The sequence below is a fragment of the Clostridium sp. BJN0001 genome, assembly GCF_022869825.1.
GTDB lineage: Bacteria > Bacillota > Clostridia > Clostridiales > Clostridiaceae > Clostridium.
Genome location: NZ_CP094971.1, coordinates 17,501 through 37,599 on the forward strand (window position 1 = coordinate 17,501; position 20,099 = coordinate 37,599).

At 29.5% G+C, this 20,099-nt stretch carries 13 protein-coding genes, 6 tRNA genes and 2 rRNA genes (1 of these 21 cut by a window edge); 19 read left to right on the top strand and 2 right to left on the bottom strand.

All coding sequences use genetic code 11. The features are described 5' to 3' along the window. The 13 genes from MTX53_RS00065 to addA form a co-directional block, all read left to right on the top strand. Positions 1 to 2,243, top strand: a 23S ribosomal RNA gene (locus tag MTX53_RS00065); it begins 666 nt to the left of the window's first position. 107 nt (positions 2,244 to 2,350) lie between these two features. Further along, positions 2,351 to 2,467, top strand: a 5S ribosomal RNA gene (gene rrf / locus MTX53_RS00070). Between the two features lie 43 nt (positions 2,468 to 2,510). Then, positions 2,511 to 2,587 (top strand) — tRNA-Ile (locus tag MTX53_RS00075). Positions 2,588 to 2,590: 3 nt separating this feature from the next. After that, positions 2,591 to 2,666: transfer RNA gene (locus MTX53_RS00080), tRNA-Ala, on the top strand. 107 nt (positions 2,667 to 2,773) lie between these two features. Further along, positions 2,774 to 3,292: a transcription repressor NadR gene (locus MTX53_RS00085; RefSeq protein WP_244834166.1), complete on the top strand. Its 519-nt coding sequence runs from the start codon at positions 2,774 to 2,776 to the stop codon at positions 3,290 to 3,292. A 13-nt stretch (positions 3,293 to 3,305) separates the two neighbouring features. Next, positions 3,306 to 4,706 (top strand): FAD-dependent oxidoreductase, encoded by a 1,401-nt coding sequence (locus MTX53_RS00090; protein WP_244834167.1) that lies wholly within the window; start codon positions 3,306 to 3,308, stop codon positions 4,704 to 4,706. A 29-nt stretch (positions 4,707 to 4,735) separates the two neighbouring features. Beyond that, entirely contained in the window at positions 4,736 to 4,963 is a 228-nt protein-coding gene (locus tag MTX53_RS00095) for a DUF1667 domain-containing protein (protein WP_244834168.1), read from the top strand. A 38-nt stretch (positions 4,964 to 5,001) separates the two neighbouring features. Then, positions 5,002 to 5,092: transfer RNA gene (locus MTX53_RS00100), tRNA-Ser, on the top strand. Between the two features lie 31 nt (positions 5,093 to 5,123). Next, a tRNA-Ser gene (locus MTX53_RS00105) sits at positions 5,124 to 5,216 on the top strand. Between the two features lie 99 nt (positions 5,217 to 5,315). After that, positions 5,316 to 5,406, top strand: a tRNA-Ser gene (locus MTX53_RS00110). A gap of 28 nt (positions 5,407 to 5,434) precedes the next feature. Beyond that, a tRNA-Ser gene (locus tag MTX53_RS00115) sits at positions 5,435 to 5,527 on the top strand. A 106-nt stretch (positions 5,528 to 5,633) separates the two neighbouring features. Next, on the top strand, positions 5,634 to 9,026 hold the full coding sequence (addB, locus tag MTX53_RS00120; protein ID WP_244834169.1) for a helicase-exonuclease AddAB subunit AddB: 3,393 nt from the start codon (positions 5,634 to 5,636) through the stop codon (positions 9,024 to 9,026). An 18-nt stretch (positions 9,027 to 9,044) separates the two neighbouring features. Further along, positions 9,045 to 12,767, top strand: a complete 3,723-nt coding sequence (addA, locus tag MTX53_RS00125; protein WP_244834170.1) for a helicase-exonuclease AddAB subunit AddA — start codon at positions 9,045 to 9,047, stop codon at positions 12,765 to 12,767. Here the strand turns inward: addA and MTX53_RS00130 are convergent. Next, positions 12,760 to 13,710 carry a L,D-transpeptidase gene (locus tag MTX53_RS00130; protein WP_244834171.1) on the bottom strand — a complete coding sequence of 317 codons (951 nt, stop codon included), beginning with the start codon at positions 13,708 to 13,710 and terminating at the stop codon, positions 12,760 to 12,762. The two genes, addA and MTX53_RS00130, sit on opposite strands and share 8 nt — an antisense overlap. A gap of 137 nt (positions 13,711 to 13,847) precedes the next feature. Between MTX53_RS00130 and MTX53_RS00135 the strand changes: the two genes are divergently transcribed. Together MTX53_RS00135 and MTX53_RS00140 are read left to right on the top strand one after the other, a co-directional pair. Further along, positions 13,848 to 14,660, top strand: coding sequence for a DUF1189 family protein (locus MTX53_RS00135; RefSeq protein ID WP_244834172.1), 813 nt, complete (start codon positions 13,848 to 13,850; stop codon positions 14,658 to 14,660). Positions 14,661 to 14,896: 236 nt separating this feature from the next. Continuing rightward, complete coding sequence (locus tag MTX53_RS00140) at positions 14,897 to 15,793, top strand: HAMP domain-containing sensor histidine kinase (protein WP_244834173.1); 897 nt, start codon at positions 14,897 to 14,899, stop codon at positions 15,791 to 15,793. Between the two features lie 79 nt (positions 15,794 to 15,872). Here the strand turns inward: MTX53_RS00140 and asd are convergent, their stop codons facing one another. After that, the gene (gene asd, locus MTX53_RS00145) at positions 15,873 to 16,958 is read right to left on the bottom strand and encodes an aspartate-semialdehyde dehydrogenase (RefSeq protein ID WP_244834174.1); all 1,086 of its coding nucleotides are present in this window, start codon (positions 16,956 to 16,958) and stop codon (positions 15,873 to 15,875) included. 124 nt (positions 16,959 to 17,082) lie between these two features. Between asd and MTX53_RS00150 the strand changes: the two genes are divergently transcribed. The 4 genes from MTX53_RS00150 to MTX53_RS00165 all read left to right on the top strand — a co-directional run bounded on the left by MTX53_RS00150 (position 17,083) and on the right by MTX53_RS00165 (position 20,048). Next, positions 17,083 to 17,979: a LysR family transcriptional regulator gene (locus MTX53_RS00150; RefSeq protein WP_244834175.1), complete on the top strand. Its 897-nt coding sequence runs from the start codon at positions 17,083 to 17,085 to the stop codon at positions 17,977 to 17,979. 148 nt (positions 17,980 to 18,127) lie between these two features. Next, positions 18,128 to 18,493, top strand: a complete 366-nt coding sequence (locus tag MTX53_RS00155; RefSeq protein ID WP_244834176.1) for a GntR family transcriptional regulator — start codon at positions 18,128 to 18,130, stop codon at positions 18,491 to 18,493. Positions 18,494 to 18,495: 2 nt separating this feature from the next. Further along, positions 18,496 to 19,227: an ABC transporter ATP-binding protein gene (locus tag MTX53_RS00160; RefSeq protein WP_244834177.1), complete on the top strand. Its 732-nt coding sequence runs from the start codon at positions 18,496 to 18,498 to the stop codon at positions 19,225 to 19,227. Beyond that, positions 19,221 to 20,048: an ABC transporter permease gene (locus tag MTX53_RS00165; RefSeq protein WP_244834178.1), complete on the top strand. Its 828-nt coding sequence runs from the start codon at positions 19,221 to 19,223 to the stop codon at positions 20,046 to 20,048. The genes MTX53_RS00160 and MTX53_RS00165 overlap by 7 nt, the downstream gene beginning before the upstream one ends. Positions 20,049 to 20,099: the final 51 nt, after the last annotated feature.

A 20,099-nucleotide genomic window follows, 5' to 3' on the forward strand; every position in this document is an offset into this window, starting at 1 on the left:
AAACCAAGTCTTAATAGGGCGACTAGTTGCATGCTGTAGACCCGAAACCGGGTGACCTATCCATGGCCAGGTTGAAGCGAGGGTAAAACCTTGTGGAGGACCGAACCACGTTGCTGTTGAAAAAGCATGGGATGAGCTGTGGATAGCGGAGAAATTCCAATCGAACTCGGATATAGCTGGTTCTCCTCGAAATAGCTTTAGGGCTAGCGTCGGAAAATGTGAGTAGTGGAGGTAGAGCACTGAATAGGCTAGGGGGCATAGAGCTTACCGAACCTTATCAAACTCCGAATGCCATATACTATCAGTCCGGCAGTCAGACTATGAAAGATAAGTTCCATGGTCAAAAGGGAAACAGCCCAGATCGTCAGCTAAGGTCCCAAAGTGTAAGTTAAGTGGAAAAGGATGTGGGATTTCTAAGACAACTAGGATGTTGGCTTAGAAGCAGCCACTCATTAAAAGAGTGCGTAATAGCTCACTAGTCAAGAGATCCTGCGCCGAAAATGTCCGGGGCTCAAACTTACCACCGAAGCTACGGGTTCATACTTTAGTATGAGCGGTAGAGGAGCGTCGTAATTGGGTTGAAGTCGTACCGTAAGGAGCGGTGGACTGATTACGAGTGAGAATGTTGGCATTAGTAGCGAGATGTAGGCGAGAATCCTACAGGCCGAATATCTAAGGTTTCCTCAGGAAGGTTTGTCCTCTGAGGGTTAGTCGGGACCTAAGCCGAGGCCGAAAGGCGTAGGTGATGGACAATTGGTTGATATTCCAATACCACTACCATCGTTATTATCGAGGGTGTGACGGAGAAGGATAAGATGTGCTAGCTATTGGACGCTAGTCTAAGCATTTAGGGAGTAGGAACAGGAAAATCCGTTCCTATAATTCTGAGGTGTGATGGGGAAGGTTCCTTGTGAACCGAAGTATCTGATTCCATGCTTCCAAGAAAAGCATCTAGAGAGAGAAGTAGTGCCCGTACCGCAAACCGACACAGGTAGATGAGGAGAGAATCCTAAGGCCGACGGAAGAATTGCAGTTAAGGAACTAGGCAAATTGACCCCGTAACTTCGGAATAAGGGGTGCCTGCGAGAGCAGGTCGCAGAGAATAGGCACAAGCAACTGTTTAACAAAAACACAGGTCTCTGCTAAAGCGTAAGCTGATGTATAGGGGCTGACGCCTGCCCGGTGCTGGAAGGTTAAGGGGAATACTTAGCGCAAGCGAAGGTATGAACTTAAGCCCCAGTAAACGGCGGCCGTAACTATAACGGTCCTAAGGTAGCGAAATTCCTTGTCAGGTAAGTTCTGACCCGCACGAATGGCGTAATGACTTGTGCACTGTCTCAACTGCAAATCCGGCGAAGTTGTAGTACGAGTGAAGATGCTCGTTACCCGCGATTGGACGGAAAGACCCCGTAGAGCTTTACTGTAGCTTAGCATTGAATTTCGGTATTGTCTGTACAGGATAGGTGGGAGACTGGGAATTCAGGTCGCCAGATCTGAATGAGTCGTTGTTGGGATACCACCCCGACAGTACTGAAGTTCTAACTGGATGCCATGAAACTGGTGACAGGACATTGTTAGGTGGGCAGTTTGACTGGGGCGGTCGCCTCCTAAAATGTAACGGAGGCGCCCAAAGGTTCCCTCAGAACGGTCGGAAATCGTTCGAAGAGTGCAAAGGCAGAAGGGAGCCTGACTGCGACACATACAGGTGGAGCAGGGACGAAAGTCGGGCTTAGTGATCCGGTGGTACCTCGTGGGAGGGCCATCGCTCAACGGATAAAAGCTACCTCGGGGATAACAGGCTGATCTCCCCCAAGAGTTCACATCGACGGGGAGGTTTGGCACCTCGATGTCGGCTCGTCGCATCCTGGGGCTGAAGTAGGTCCCAAGGGTTGGGCTGTTCGCCCATTAAAGCGGCACGCGAGCTGGGTTCAGAACGTCGTGAGACAGTTCGGTCCCTATCCGTCGCGGGCGTAGGAAATTTGAGAGGAGCTGTCCTTAGTACGAGAGGACCGGGATGGACTGACCTATGGTGTACCAGTTGTTTCGCCAGAAGCATAGCTGGGTAGCTAAGTCGGGACGGGATAAACACTGAAAGCATCTAAGTGTGAAGCCCACCTCAAGATAAGATTTCCCATAGCGTAAGCTAGTAAGACCCCTTGAAGACGACAAGGTTGATAGGTCAGGGGTGTAAGTATAGTAATATATTTAGCTGACTGATACTAATAGGTCGAGGGCTTGACCAAATTAAAAAAGTTGTAATACATGATTTATATGCAATTTTGAAAGAACAAATCTTTCAAAAAAGTTTGACAAACTTAAATATTTGTAATATAATATTAAGTGTTGTAAATCTGGTGATGATGGCATAGAGGTAACACTCCTTTCCATACCGAACAGGACAGTTAAGGTCTATAGCGCTGATGGTACTGCATGGGTGACTGTGTGGAAGAGTAAGACGTCGCCAGGTATTCTTGTAAATACAAGATTGTTAATTTTATAAATTAGCAAATGGATCTTTAGCTCAGTTGGTTAGAGCAACCGGCTCATAACCGGTAGGTCTAGGGTTCGAGTCCCTGAAGGTCCACCATACGGGGGTATAGCTCAGTTGGGAGAGCACCTGCCTTGCACGCAGGGGGTCAAGAGTTCGAATCTCTTTATCTCCACCATTAAAAGTTATGATTTATTCATAACTTTTTTTTATTACAAAAAATTATTTTGTTATTATTTGATATAATATAAGTATATTTATATTAATAATAAGGAGAAATATAAAGTGGAATCAAAGCAAAGAAGAGAAAATATTTATAAATTATTAGTGGAAAGCAATGTTCCTATAAAAGGAAGTGAAATTGCAAAAAAGTATAATGTAACAAGACAGGTAATAGTTAAAGATATTGCAATATTGAGAGCAAAAGGCGATAAAATAATAGCTACTCCAGATGGTTATATTATACATACACATACAGATTCTGAGAGAGTAAAAGCAGTTATAGCTGTAATGCATAATGATAAAGGATTATATGATGAGATGAGTACTATAATTAAATATGGTGGAATTGTTGAAGATGTAATTGTTGAACATCCTCTTTACGGAGAAATAAGAGGTATGCTTATGGTAAAAAACTATAATGAAGTGACTAAATTTTGCGATAAATGCAAAAAGAAGAAAGCAAAGCTTTTGTCAGTTTTAACAAATGGAATTCATCTTCATACAATTTCAGCAGAAACAAAAGAACAAATTAATGATATAATAAAAGAGCTTAAAGAGAAAAAAATTATTATTTCAGAGTAGGGGATATTAAAAAATGGATTATGATGTATTAATTTTGGGCGGAGGAATTATAGGATGTGCTATAGCTTATAATTTATCTAAATATAATATAAATATAGCACTTATAGAAAAGAAATCAGATATAGCTGATGACATATCTGTAGCTAATACTGCTGTAATATATGATGGAGCAGAAACAGATGATGACATAATGGCTTCTTTAGAAAAGTGTGGTATGGAAATAATAAAAAATGATTGTAAAAAATTTGATGTTTATTACAAAAAAACTGGAGCTTTTAGAATTTCAAAAGATAAGACTGAAGTTAATAAAATTGATAAGATATTAAATCGTGCAGTTGGAAGAAATATAAAAGGAGTATCAATAAAATACCCTGAAGATATAAAAAAAATAGATCCAAATTTTAATATAAATGTTAATAATGCATTGTATTCAGAGAATGTATCGGTTATAAACCCTTATGATCTTACTATTTCATATGCAGAAGTTGCTGCAGATAATAATGTAACATTTAAACTTGAAGAAAAAGTAATTAATATAAAAAGTATATCTCAAGGTTTTAAAGTTACTACGAATAAAAATAAATTCACATGTAAAATAGTAATTAATACAATACCAAGTGAATTTTGTGAAAATATTGATAAAGATGATACTTATAAGAGTTTAGACAGAAAAATGAATTATATTCTTTTTAATAATATGGATAATGCGCATATGCCTGATAGTGTAATAATAAATGATATTAATAGTAATTTATTTATTATAAGTATTCCTACATCATCTAAAGCTACTCTTATAGGAATAAAAGGAAAAAAACAGAAGCCTACTCTTAATGAAAGTATTAATTATGCAAAGCAGATTTTTGGCAATATAAAACCTGAACAAATATTAAATGTTTTTACTGAAAATTATGGTAAAGATAATATTCGTATAGATAATAGTAATATAGATGAGGGTTATATAAAAGTTACTGGAAGTCATTATAGCAAAATAACAATTGCTCCTGCGATTGCATCTATAATTGAAAAAAATTTAAAAAATAAAATTAATATAACATTAAAAAAAGATTATGTGGATAAAAGAAGAGAAACTTATGTTTTTAATAATATGACTAATGAGGAAAGAAATAATATTATAAAAATAGATAAAAGGTATGGGAATATAGTATGTACATGCCATAATATAACAGAAGGTGAAATAATAGATTCTATTAGAAGACCTTTAGGTGCAAGGACGTTAAAAGGAGTAAAAAGACGAACAGGTATATCTATTGGAAACTGTAATGGCTCATATTGTAATATGAAAATAATGAAGATATTAGCTAGAGAGATGGATACAAGTTTAATAAATATAGTTGAAGATTCAGCAGATTCACAAATTATAACTAGCAAAATAAAACAATTTAATGAAATATAGCATAAATGTAATGAGATAGGGTGAGATTCATGAAAGAAGATATATTTACAAGTGTTGTAAGAGTAAAAGGAAATGATAAGTATAAGATAGTTCCTGTAAAGAGTAGTAAAAAAATGCGATTATCATTATGGAAAGAAGTTTCAAAAGTATTAAGCAGAATATATGTAAGTACTCCTATAGAAAGTGGAAGTATAATTTGTAAAAATATATTAAATACAGGAATAGATATAATTGCCGTTAAAAATATATTGACATAATTATATATTGATGATATAATAATATTTGTGTTGGAAATGGAAAGATGGTCGAGTTGGTTTAAGGCACCGGTCTTGAAAACCGGCGTGCGCGTAAGCGTACCTAGGGTTCGAATCCCTATCTTTCCGCCATTTTTTTTTATATTTTTTAATTGTAGAGCATGGAGAATTACTCAAGTGGTTGAAGAGGCGCCCTTGCTAAGGGTGTAGGTCGGGATTAACCGGCGCCCGAGTTCGAAACTCGGATTCTCCGCCAAGCATCTAACGAAAGTTGGATGCTTTTTTGTTTACATAAAAAAAGTTATATAAACATATTGACAGTTTCCAAGTTGGTTGTTATAATAGTATATGTCTTGGAAAGATGGTCGAGTTGGTTTAAGGCACCGGTCTTGAAAACCGGCGTGCGCGTAAGCGTACCTAGGGTTCGAATCCCTATCTTTCCGCCATTTTTTTATATTTTGAATTGTAGAGCATGGAGAATTACTCAAGTGGTTGAAGAGGCGCCCTTGCTAAGGGTGTAGGTCGGGATTAACCGGCGCCCGAGTTCGAAACTCGGATTCTCCGCCAAACATCTAACGAAAGTTAGATGTTTTTTTTTATTTAATTTAAAATTAGAATAAAAATATTAGAGTATAATTAGATTAAGAAAGAAATTCTAGAAGGGGTTAGTGTTATGAGTTTTAGGTTTATTTATGGAAGATCAGGTTCAGGCAAAACAATGCAATGTATATTAGAGATAAAAAACATTATAGACAAAGCTGAAAATGATTCTAAACTTCTTTTAATAGTTCCAGAACAATATACATTTGTTACTGAAAATAAAATACTAAAATATATAGGTGAAAAAGCTCTTTTAAGGACACAGGTATTAAGCTTTAAAAAAATGGCTCATATGGTGTTTGATGAGATAGGTGGAAGAGCTAAAAGTATAATCAATGAATCAGGAAAAAGAATGCTTATAAATAAAGTTTTAAATCAAAATATTGAATCACTTGATTATTTAAAAAAAATATCAAAAAGACATGGTTTTAATGATGTTGTCTCTGAAATAATATCAGAATTTAAAAAATATAATGTATCATATGATAGCCTTTATAATGTTTCACAGGAAATAGATAAAAAGGAACTATCGGAGAAATTAAATGATCTTGCAACTATCTATCAGAAGCTAGATGAAAAAATGCATGCAAATTATATAGATAGTGATGATGAGCTTACTTTATTATATAAGCTTCTCATGAAAGATAATATATTTAAAGATTCTTATATATGGGTGGATGAATTTTCTACATTTATTCCGCAACAGCTTAACATATTAGAAATACTTGCAAAAGGTGCTAAAGAGATGAATGTTACTCTTACTCTTGATAAAAAGTCTTCTAATGAATCGATATTTTTACCAGTATTAAAAACAGAATCAAAATTATTAAAACTTGTAGAAAATAATAATATATCATATAAAAAACCTATGTTTCTAAGTGAAAGTGATAATTTTAGATTTAAGAATAGTAAAGAACTTTTATATATTGAAAAGTATTTTTTTGCTTATCCAATAAAAACATATGATGGTAAAGTAAATAATGTTTCCATATATAAGGCTAACAATACTTATGAAGAGATAGAAAAAGTGGCTCAAAGAATTATAGAATTTGTAAGAGATAAGAATTATAGATATAAAGATATTTGTGTAGTATGTAGAAATATTGATGATTATGATAAAATAACTGCTGCTATTTTTGACGAATATGATATTCCATATTTTATAGATAGAAAATTAAATCTTGCAGGAAATCCTCTTATTATTTTTATAACTTCTATTTTTGAAATTCTTATTAGTAATTTTTCATATGAAAGTATGTTTAGATATCTTAAATCTGGACTTTTAAATATTGATAGGGCTGATATTGATAATTTAGAAAATTTTGTACTTGAGCGTGGCATAAAGGGATATTCATGGATTGAATACAAAAAAGATGATCAAATTGAGGAAAATGAAAAAGAAATGTGTTGCCTTATGAAAAAAATTTCTCATCCGCTTAAAGATTTTTTTGATAAAATATCTAAGAAAAATACTGTGAAAAATATTTGTACAAATTTATATAATTTTTTAAATGATATGAACGTATTTGAAAAAATTGACTCATGGATAGATGAGTTTAGTGAAAAAAAACTTGAATATAAAGTAAGAGAATATAGTCAGATAGAGCAAATAGTAATGGATACATTAGATCAAGCAGTAGATGTTATTGGAGATGACATTATTGATGTAAAGGAATTTTATCAGATACTCAATTATGGATTTTCAAATCAAGAAATAGGAGTTATTCCTGTAGCGCTTGATCAGGTAAATATAGGAGATGTAGGAAGAGTAAAGGGCAAAGATGCTAAGATAGTATTTATTGTTGGAGTAAATGATGGTGTATTCCCTAGTAATAGAAAAGAAGAGGGAATATTAAAAGATGATGATAGAAATATTTTAAATTCATTAGGAATTACTCTTGCGTCTGATACTAGAAAAAAAGTTTATGAAGAAGAATTTACTCTTTATACAGCACTCACTATAAGTAGTGAATATTTATTTTTATCATATCCAATTGCGGATTTTGAAGGAAAATCTTTAAGACCATCAGTAGTAATTCCTAAAATGAAAAAAATATTTAAAAATATTCATGAACAAAGTAGTATTTATGATTTGCAAAATGAAGATAATAATTATAAAAAAATTGTTGCACCAATACCAACTTTTAATGATCTTATTCTTGCAATAAGAAGGGACTTTGAAAAAAAAGATGTAGAAAGATATTGGCCTTCAGTTTTCAAATGGTATAAAAATGATGATAGATTTAAAGGCAAAATAGAAATAATGTTTGATGGTATTAATTATACTAATATAGGAGATACTGTTAATAAAAATAAACTTAGAGAATTATATAAAAATGATGTAGGAAAACTTTCTTTTAGTGTATCAAGAGTAGAAAAGTATGCATCGTGTCCATTTTCATATTTTATACAATATGGTTTAAAAGCAAAGAATAGAAAATTATATGAGTTTACCCCACCAGACATTGGCTCATTAGTACATGATATATTAGATAGATTTACGAAGAGAATAAAGAGTGAAGGGATATTATGGTCAGAACTTGATAATACTAAATGTAAGAATTATGTTGATTCATTGATTCAAGAAAGACTTGATCAAAATAATAATTCTATTTTATTGAGTTCTAAAAGGTATAAACATTTTGCTAAAAGAATTACAAATGTAATTTCAAAATCAATTTTAGTATTATCAAAACAGATATCTAATGGACAATTTGAAGTTTTTAAAACAGAATATCCATTTACAGATAAATCTCTAGAACTTAATGATAATGAAAAAGTATATTTTGAAGGTAGAATAGATAGAATTGATACTTTGGATTTAGATGGAAATGTTTATATAAGAATAATAGATTATAAAACAGGGAATAAAAAATTTGATTTAAATGAATTATATTATGGCATTCAGATTCAGCTTCTTGTATATCTTGATATTCTTTTAAAGAATTCAGAAAAAATATTAAATTCTCAGGCAAGGCCAGGAGCAGTATTATATTTTAAAGTAGATGATCCTATTATACAAACTAATTCAACAATATCAAAAGAAGAGGCTGAACGTAAAATATTAGAAAAATTGAAATTAAAGGGGCTTCTCATAAAAGATATAAAGGTTATTAAAGCGATGGATAAAGATATAGGAACTTCATCTCTTATAATTCCGGCTTCTATAAAAAAGGATGATAGCTTTTATGCTAAAAGTAGTGTAATTACCGAAGATGATTTTGACATATTAAGAAATTATGTAAATAAGAAAATGAAAGATTTATGTGAAGAAATGCTTAGTGGTAAGATAAGCATTAATCCTATAAAGAATTGTAATATAACATATTGCAGCTATTGTGAATATGCAGCTATATGTCAGTTTGATACTAATATTTCTGGCAATAAATATAATGCTATAAAAGCAAGGTCTAAAAAGGAAGTTTGGCAAGATATAAAAGATAAATTAGAAAAGGAAAAAAAGTAGGGGAGAAGGTATTATTTTATGGGATGGACAGATGAGCAGTTAGATGCGATAAAAACAAGAGGGAAAAATCTCTTAGTCTCAGCAGCAGCAGGTTCAGGAAAGACAGCTGTATTAGTTGAAAGAATAATAAAAATTATAACAGATTCAGATATTGGGGTTTCAATAGATAAACTTCTTGTTGTGACATTTACAAATGCAGCAGCATCAGAGATGAGAGAGAGGATAGCTTCTGCAATTTCAGAAAAACTACAAGAAAATCCTATGTCAGAGAATTTAAAACATCAACTTACTCTTTTAAATAGAGCGAATATTACTACTATGCATTCATTTTGTCTTGATGTAATAAGAAATAATTTTTATAAAATTGATATTGATCCAACTTTTAGAATAGGTGATGACACAGAAATAAGATTAATAAAAAGCGATATTCTAGATGAGTTATTTGATGAAAAGTATGAGAAAGAAGATGAAGAATTTAATAATCTTGCAGAAGTAATAAATACCTATAGAAGTGATGATAAATTAAAGGAACTTATTTTAAATGTATATAATTTTGTAATGTCAAATCCATGGCCTGAAAAATGGCTAAATGAGAAGTCAAATGATTTTAATATAAGTACCGTTTCTGAGCTTGAACATACTAAATGGATTACTGTTTTAAAAGAAAATATGAAAATTGAATTAGATGGAATGATAAGGCTTTTAGAAAAAGGCGTTGAAATTATAAAAGATACTCCTGAACTTAATGCATATTTAGATACATTTAATGATGATCTTTTAAGAATAAAGAATGCATATTCAAGTATTGACGAGGGATTAGATTTATTATATAAAAATCTTTTAAAAATGAATGATTTTGGAAGATTAAAAACAATAAAAAAGAATACAATTTCTGATGAAAGAACATTAGATTCTGTAAAAGGAATACGAGATAATGTAAAGAAAAAAGTAAAAGAATTATTAAATGGAGTCTTTTCTCAGAGTCCTGAAGATATGGCTAATAATATAAAAAATTGTTATCCTTATATGAAAGAATTATCGAAGGTTGTTATAGACTTTAAAAATAAATTTACTGATAAGAAAAAGGAAAAAAATATAGTTGATTTTAATGATCTAGAACACCTATGTCTTGAGATTTTATCAGAAAAAGATGAGGATGGAAATATAAAGCCTTCAGAAACAGCTTTAAGTTATAGAGATTATTTTGATGAAATTCTTATAGATGAATATCAAGATTCAAATGATGTACAGGAGGAAATAATTAATTTAATTTCAAAAAAACATTCGACTGAGCCTAATGTTTTTATGGTTGGAGATGTAAAGCAGAGCATATATAGATTCAGACAGGCAAAACCACAGTTATTTATAAAAAAGCAGAATGAATATGCAAGTGAGATTAACCAAACAAATAAGTTAATAAGACTTAATAAGAACTTTAGAAGTAGAGAAGAAATAATAAATGGAATTAATTTTCTTTTTAAAAATATTATGTCTCCTATAGTTGGTGAAGTAAACTATGATGAAGATGAAAAATTGAATTTAGGAGCAGAATATGATGAAGTTTCAGATGATTCATATTCAGGAGGAGCTATCGAGGTTAAGATAATAGATAAAGGTTCAGATGAAGTTTTAGATGATGATTCAGATAATGATTCAAATGTTGATTTAGAAGAGGTTCAAAATTCAAATATTGAAGGTATTGTTATAGCTGAAAAAATAAATAACCTTATGTCTCAATCTGAAAATAAGAAATTTAAAATATATGATAAAAATATTAGTAGTTATAGAGATTTGCAGTATAAAGATATTGTTATTCTTTTAAGAGCAACAAAAAATTATACAGAAGGTATTATGGAAGAGCTGGGCAAGAGGGGAATTCCTGCATATGCAGATACAGGAACAGGATATTTTGATACGATTGAAATAAAAACTATAATGTCACTTCTTAAGATAATAGATAATCCAATTCAAGATGTTCCACTTATTGCAATATTAAAATCTCCTATTATGAACTTTACTATGGAGGATTTAAGCAGTATACGTCTTGTAAATAAAAATGATTATTTTTATAACAATATAGTACAAATAGCTGATAATGAAGATACTCATAATGAATTATCAGGTAAATGCAAATATTTTTTAACAAAGCTTATTCAGTGGAGAAAAAAATCATTATATGTTTCTATTGATGAATTTATATGGTATTTATATATGGATACTTCATATTATGGTTTTGTAGGAGCTATGCCAAATGGAGTTTTAAGACAGGCTAATTTAAGAATATTATTTCAAAGAGCAAGGCAGTTTGAATCAACAAGTTTTAAAGGATTATTTAACTTTATAAATTATATTAATAAGTTAATAAAATCTTCAGGTGATATGGGTAGTGCTAAAATTATTGGTGAGAATGAAAATGTAGTAAGAATAATGAGTATTCATAAAAGTAAAGGGCTTGAATTCCCTGTAGTGTTTTTAGCAGGAACAGGTAAAAGATTTAATCTTATGGATATGAACGGCTTAATACTTTACCACGATGAGCTTGGTTTTGGACCTGATTATGTTGATTTATATAATAGAACAAGTATAGGAACAATAGCTAAAAATGCAATTAAGAAAAAAATAAAATTTGAAACTTTATCTGAAGAAATGAGAATACTATATGTTGCATGTACAAGAGCACGTGAAAAGCTAATTATAACAGGTTGCCTAAAAAATGCTTCTAAAAGTATAGAGAAATGGTTTAATTCTTCATGTATTAATGAAGGAAATATTCTTCCATCAGAGATATTAAGATCAAATTCATTTTTAGATTGGATAGGAATGGCTCTTTGCAAGAATCAAGAGGGAAATAAGATGTCTCAATATATAGGAGCTACTCAAAATACATTTTCTCTTTCAGAATCAAAATGGGATATTGATATAATAAAAAATGGCAGTATACAGATTGAAAATGAAGATGATTCTGAAGATAAAAAAGAAGTATATGAGATTAATGATGAGACAAGAGCTCAAGATGATAAAGAAGTTCAGCGTAAACTTGGCTTTGAATATAAATTTAAAGAATTAACAACATTAAAAAGTAATGTATCTGTTTCTGAATTAAAGAGAAAAAATGAAGAACAAAATTATGAGATATCAGATAATATATTTAGAAAGAAGAATAGGAATGTCTTAGTTCCTAAATTCTTGAGAGAAGATAAAGGATTATCTGCAAGTGAAAAAGGAACAGCTATGCATTTTGTTATGAAAAAATTAGATTTCTCTAAAGCTGATAGTGAAGAAAATATAAAGAAACAGATAGAGGATCTTTATAATGATAAATTTATTACTAAAAAAGAAGCAGAAAGCATAAATGTTAAAAAAATAATTATGTTTCTTAAAAGCAAGCTAGGAAAGATGATGCTTGAATCATATAAAAATAATGAAAAAATATATAGAGAATTTTTATTTTACACTAATATAAGTGCTTTAAAAGTTGATAAAAATCTAGGCGAAAAATATAAAGATTCTACAGTTAGACTTCAAGGAATAATAGATTGCTTTTTTGAATATAAAGGAAATATAATACTTTTTGATTATAAAACTGATTATGTTAAGAATAATGATGAACAAAGTTTAATTTTGAAATATAATAGTCAGATAGATTATTATAGCAATGCTATATTAAAAGTAACAGGCAAAAAAGTCTATAAAAAATATATATATTCATTCTATTTAAATAAAGAAATAGAAGTTAGTTAATAATTACTTTGGTATCTTTTGGAATGTTTTTAAAAATCCATTTTGAATTATCAGTTGATAGCCTAATACATCCGTGAGAAAGTGGAGTACCTAAAGTACTATCAATAATGGTTTCTTTATCTTTAGAAAATGGATATGAATGAAAAAGTATATTCCCATTTATTTGAGACCAATATTTTGCTCCTTCATTATACTTTTTTGAAAAGAACCAGTTACCTTTTTGCTGTATTGAAAAAATGCCTTCAGGAGTTTTATTTTGTTTAGTTCCTGTTGAACATGAAAATGTTTTTAATTTGTTCCAATTATTTTTATCACCTTCATATATATAAGTTTTTTGAAGGTCGGTGTCTACAAATATTAAATAATCTGTATTACTTTCTATATATGATGAATTTATATTTGAATCTGAAATACTATTAATATTATTTAAACATGATTTTGCTAAATAGTCATCTTTGGTAGTTTCTATTGTACTTTTACTATTTTCTATTTCAGAGTCATTTGGAAATAGGATGGACATTTTGTCTAAGGTATTTAAGGCTATAGAATAATAATCTTTTTTTACAAGTAATGATATATGGTTTAAAAGAATTTTTTTAACTGTACTTTTTGAGTATGTGTAATTACAAAGTTCATAAAGATGCCCTAATGCTTCATCATCAGAAATTTTATCTTCATTTATTTCATAAAATACTTGGAGAACTTTCCTATTAAAAAAATTATTTAAATCTTTATCTAAAAAAAGTTTTTTATAAGGGTTAAAGTTATCATTATGCATTAAAATAGAGTTTGCATATGAAAGATTTCTATTATTATAAGCAGTTTTAAATTCTTCTAAAAAAAGTTTATATGATATAAAACTTTTATAATTAAAAAAGCTGAAAGTAATAAAAAATATTAAAAATAGATTTATAAAATGTTTGTGAGTTTTATTAAGTTTCAAAATTATCATCCTATTCTATCAAATTATATATATTTAATTATTGACACAAAACATGATTTATAAACATATCGGGTTTAATGTATTTTGATTATGTGGTAATATAATTTAGTAAGTCTTACAGCATAAGGAGGAGTTTAATGAAAGGAAGGACAGATTTTTTTAAAAAGTTTATTACTTCAATATACGATTTGAGATTTTTTCCTGAATATATTCAGGAAGGCTTAAAAAAAACTATAATATATGGATTTTGTATATGTTTAATTTTAGGAACTGTGAAAGGTATATTCTTAGCAAATAGAATAAATAGCGAAGCAGATCTATTTTATAATAAATTAAGTAATTATGAATATAATATAAATATAAAAGATGGAACTTTAAGTTCTCTTAAGTCACCGATAGTATTAAAAAATAGAGATATTTTACTTTATTTAGATAATAATATAAATTGTGATGATTCAGAAAATATAAAAATTATATCAGTAAATCAGAATGTTAATTTATTTTTCTTAAAAGATGGATTATTATTAAAGAGTGATAAAATTAATAAAAAAATTAATTATAAAAATTATCTTAATAATATTACTTTAGGTACAGATAAAGCAAATAAAATGTTTAAAAGCGGTAAACTTATAATTATGGCTTCGGCATTAGTATTTACTATAGTAGAAACTTTTGCATCGCTTATATTAAATTGTATTATAGTAGCATGCATTACATATCTTATTGCCATTTTTATGAAGATGATTGTGAAGTACATGGCGTTATTTTCAATTTCGGTATATGCAGCAACACTTCCACTTATTATTACTACGATATTAGAATGTTTTAATTTAGGTGTAAATTTGGATATAGTATTTATAGTTGGAAATACTATGTATGTATGTTTTTCACTTTTTAATATAAAACAAGAATTAATTAATAATTTAAGGAAAAAGAATAAATTTAAATAAGAAAATGGTCTGAGGATAGATTTATCTTCAGACCATTTTCTTTAAGTTTTAAGTTTTAAGTATTTGCGAGTTGTATTTATATTACATACACATGTGTTTTGTATAAATACAATATACACTTTTATTTGGAATAAGTCAATATTTATATAAAAATATAAAAAAAACTTGTGGAAAAAAAAGGAACATGATATTATAGTATATAGGGTTGTATTTAATAAATTAAAGGAGAAAAATTAATGGTGGATAATAAAGTTTTAGACTATAGGGACTCAAAAGAAGAGATTAACTTAAGATTAGAACTAAAGAAATTATCAAAAGATGAACTTATAGACAAAGTAATTAATGTTTGTGATAAAGAAAAGAAAAAACAAGATTTTATTCTTAACATATCACATGATTTAAGAACGCCATTAAATATAATACTTAGTGTACTTCAGTGTTATAGAGGGGATTTTAATGAGGGGAAAAATACCGAGAAATATTTATCATGCATAAAAAGAAACTGCTATAAGATATTAAAACTTGTTAATAATCTTATAGATGCAACAAAACTTGAAAGTAATTATTATCATTTAAAAAAAGTAAATGTAGATATAATAAATATAATTGAATGGAATGTTTCTGCAATTGATAAATATGCAAAGCAGAAAAACATATCGCTTATTTTTGATACTAACGTTGAGGAATGTATAATGGCAGTTGATGTAGAGGCTCTTGATAGAATAATTGTAAACCTTTTATCAAATGCTATTAAATTTTCGAATAAGAATGGAAATATTTATATAAATGCTCTAAAAAAGAACAATAATATTTGTATCTCAGTTAGAGATGAAGGTATAGGTATACCTAAGGATGAGCAAAAAAACATTTTTTCAAGATTTGTAAAATCAAGAAAGAACAAAGAAAGTGAAGCTTGTGGAAGTGGAATAGGTCTAGATTTAGTTAGATATCTTGTTAATGCTCATGGTGGTGACATAGCATTAAAAAGTAAGGAAAATGTAGGATCAGAATTCATAGTATCGTTACCAATAATTAAGTTTAGTGATTCTAACGGAAATGATAATAAAAAAATAGTAAGCAGAAATAAAGTTGATATTTTAGATGTCGAATTTTCTGATATATATCTTGAATAGAATTCTATATAAAAAATAAAAAGGCCTGCATCAAAATGATTTTTAAAAATCATTTTGATGCAGGCCCTTTTGTTTTAAATTATTTAGTTTTAATATATCCTGCTGCTGTTAAAAGTTCTGCGGATAAAACTCCGCCGCCAGCTGCACCTCTTAATGTATTATGTGATAAACATACGAATTTGTAATCATAGAGTACATCTTCTCTTAATCTACCCATGCTGATTCCCATTCCGTTTTCATAATCACGGTCAAGTTTTGGCTGAGGTCTATTATCTTCCTGCATATATCTTAAAAATTTCTTTGGTGAAGATGGAAGATTTTTAACTATTTCTGGTACTTTGTAATTTTCCCATGCCTTTATTATTTCTTCTTTTGAAGGCTTCTTATCGAATTTAACAAATACGGCTGCAATATGTCCATTACTTACAGGTACTCTTAAACACTGTGTTGTAATAACTGGATTAGTTGCATTTACAATCTTTCCATCTTGAACTGTTCCCCAAATTTTAAGTGGTTCTTTTTCACTTTTTTCTTCTTCACCACCAATATAAGGAATAACATTATCAAGAATTTCAGGCATTTCTTTAAAAGTTTTTCCTGCTCCTGATATTGCTTGATATGTGCATGCTAAAATAACCTTTGGACCATATTCTTTTAAAGCATTAATTGCAGGAACATAACTTTGTATTGAGCAATTTGGTTTTACTGCAATAAATCCTCTCTTTGTACCAAGTCTCTTTTTCTGAGTTTCAATTACTTTCATATGATCTGAATTGATTTCAGGAATCATCATTGGAACATCTTCTACACCTCTATTTGCAGAGTTATTTGATACAACTGGTGTTTCATGTTTTGCGTATTTTTCTTCAAGCTTTTTTGTATCTTCTTTATTTAAAGATACTGCACAGAAAACAAAATCAACCTTTTCACAAACTGCATCTACATCATCTGCATCCATTACTACCATATTTTTAGCAGTCTCTGGTATATCAGAATCCATTTTCCATCTTCCGTCTACTGCCTTTTCATAAGGTACTCCTGCAGATCTTTTACTTGCAGCTAAAGCAGTAACTTCAAACCATGGATGGTTTTCAAGTAAAGTTATTAACCTTTGACCTACCATTCCTGTGGCTCCTATTACTCCAACTTTTAGTTTCTTTTCCATTATAAAATCACCCCAAATATTTATTTCTTTATTTATGTTTATATGATATCATTTAATTATAAATTAGTAAAATTGATAATTTTTATTGTTTGTATCAATTTTTTTTGATAATGGAGATGAATATATGGACTTTAGAGAACTTACAGCTTTTGTTACGATAGGAAAGCTTCAGAGCTTTACAGATACTGCAAATGAACTTGGATATGCACAATCAACTGTTACTACGCAGATTAAAAGTTTAGAAACAGAGCTTGGTGTAAAGTTATTTGATAGAATAGGAAAAAATGTTACTCTTACACATGAAGGAAGAAAAATACTTCCTTATGCTAAACAGATACTTAAATTATCAAACGATATAAAGACAGAACTTTCTGATGATAAAGTTCCGTCAGGTACAATTACAATAGGTGTTGCAGAATCTCTTTGTGTAATAAGGCTTCCTGAAATATTGAAAGAGTATAGAAAAATGTATCCTCAGGTAGAAGTTTCTTTGAAATTTGGAAGTTGTGCAGATTTTAGACATTATCTTAGAAATAATGTAATTGATGTTGCATTTTCACTTGGAGTTAAAATTGATTCAGAAGATTTTATATCTGATGTAGAAATAGAAGAGCCGATGCTTCTTCTTACATATAAAGATCATCCTCTTGCACATAAATTAGAAGTTACACCACACGATATAGTAGATGAACCTCTTGTTTTAACTGAAATGGGATGCAGCTATAGAGCGGCATTTGAAAATCTTCTTACTCAGTGTAATATAAAGCCTAATGTAGTTCTTGAAACAGGAAGCGTTCAGGCAATTAAGCAGCTTACAATAAGTGGTCTTGGAATTACACTTCTTCCTGAAGTTGCTGTAGATGATGAGATAAAGAGTGGAAGGCTTATTCCTCTTAACTGGACAGGACCTAAACTGCATGTGATTTCACAAGTTTTATATCATAAAGATAAATGGATTTCGCCTGCACTTAGTGAATTTTTAAAACTTAGTAAAAAAATAATAAAATCAAAATCAAGATAAATGAAAGATTTAAACTGCTGAATTTATTAATATAAGTTCAGCAGTTTTTTTATAAAAAATATATATTACTGTTGACAAGTACATATTATTATATTATTATAATATTGTATTAAGTAATTAGTACAATAATTCAATAGGAAGTGACTTTATGACATGGCAGTTTAATGGAGATAAACCAATATACCAACAAATTATGACATATATTAAACTAAAGATAATATCAGGAGTATATAAGCCTGGGGATAAGCTTCCTACAGTCAGGGAACTTGCAAATGACGCAGCAGTTAATCCTAATACGATGCAAAAAGCACTTACAGAGCTTGAAAGGGAAAATCTTGTATTTAGTGTTCGTACAACAGGTAGGTATATAACAAAAGAAAAAGACATAATAAATAATGTAAAAAAAAGCATGGCCGAAGGCGAGATAAGAAAGTTTATTAAGACAATGAAAAGCATAGGTCTTTCTAAAGAAGATATACGTATTCTTGTGTCTGATATGTTAAAGGAGATGTGAAAATGGAAAATGTAAATAATAATGTAAATAATAACGAAGTACCAATTCTTGAATGTAAAAATTTAAAAAAAATATTTTCTAATAAAAAAGCATTAAAGGGGATAAATTTAAAGTTTCCAAGAGGTAAAATAGTTGGACTTTTAGGACCAAATGGAAGTGGTAAAAGTACACTTATTAAACTTGCTAATGGGCTTCTTACCCCTACATCAGGAAAAATATTGATTAATGGAGAGGAACCTGGCATTAAGTCTAAGTCAGTAATATCATATCTTCCAGAAAGAACTTATTTGAATGACTGGATGAGAGTCAGAGAAATAATTCAATTTTTTTGTGATTTTTATAAGGATTTTGATAAAGAGAGAGCATATAAAATGCTTGAAAATTTAGATATAAATCCAGAAGACAAATTAAAAACAATGTCAAAAGGAACTAAGGAAAAAGTACAGCTTATTTTAGTAATGAGTAGACGTGCTCAAATTTATTTTCTAGATGAACCTATTGCTGGAGTTGATCCTGCTGCAAGAGACTACATTTTAAATACTATAATAAATAACTATGATAAAGATGCTACTGTAATAATATCTACTCACTTAATAAGTGATATTGAAAGAATATTAGATGATGTTATTTTTATTTCATATGGAGAAATATATCTTCAAAAAAGTGTAGATGAAATAAGAGAAAAAGAAGGGAAAAGCGTTGATGCTTTATTTAGGGAGGTATTTAAATGTTAAAAAATCTTATAAAATACGAATTTAAAGCGACAGGAAGACTGCTTATTCCTGCATATATAGCACTTATAGTACTTGCATTTTTAAATAAATTTTTAATATCATATCAACTTGTAGAATCAATAATGCACAGTTATACAGCAATAATTCAAGTAATAACTATGAGTGCATATGTTGGTACTATGGTTACTACAATAGTAATTACGCTTCTAATAATAATACAGCGTTTTTATAAAAATCTTTTAGGAAATCAAGGATATTTAATGAATACATTGCCTGTAAAAACATGGCATAATATTACAGCAAAACTTATAGTATCATCAATTTGGACTATAGCAAGTGGGTTTGTAGCTATAATATCTGTTCTTTTAATGTTCTCTAACTTTTCAGATTTTGGATGGCATGTAAGAAATTTTTTTACTTCAGTCTCTTATGCATTAGAAGAAGTGTATTTGCATGTTGGTATAAATATGTTTTTCTATTTTGCTGAAGCACTTATTTTATTTATAATTGTAGTTGCATCATCTATACTTAGAATATATAGTGCTATAGCAATAGGACATCTTGTATCACATAAAATAATAGCATCTTTTGGTGCATATATAGGACTTGGATTTATTTTCTATATATATCTCTTCATTTCACAAATAATAGGTATATTTGATGAAAATATTAGTGATAATATAAGTATATTTATAAAGAACAATCCTAATACTAGTGCTCACATAATTCTTTGGGGAATAATACTTGCAATCGGAATAGTAACAGCAATTTATTGGATTATTACAAATTATATTTTAAAAAATAAATTAAATCTTGAATAATAAAAATAAGCTATTACACTAGTTGCGTTTAGTGTAATAGCTTATTTATTA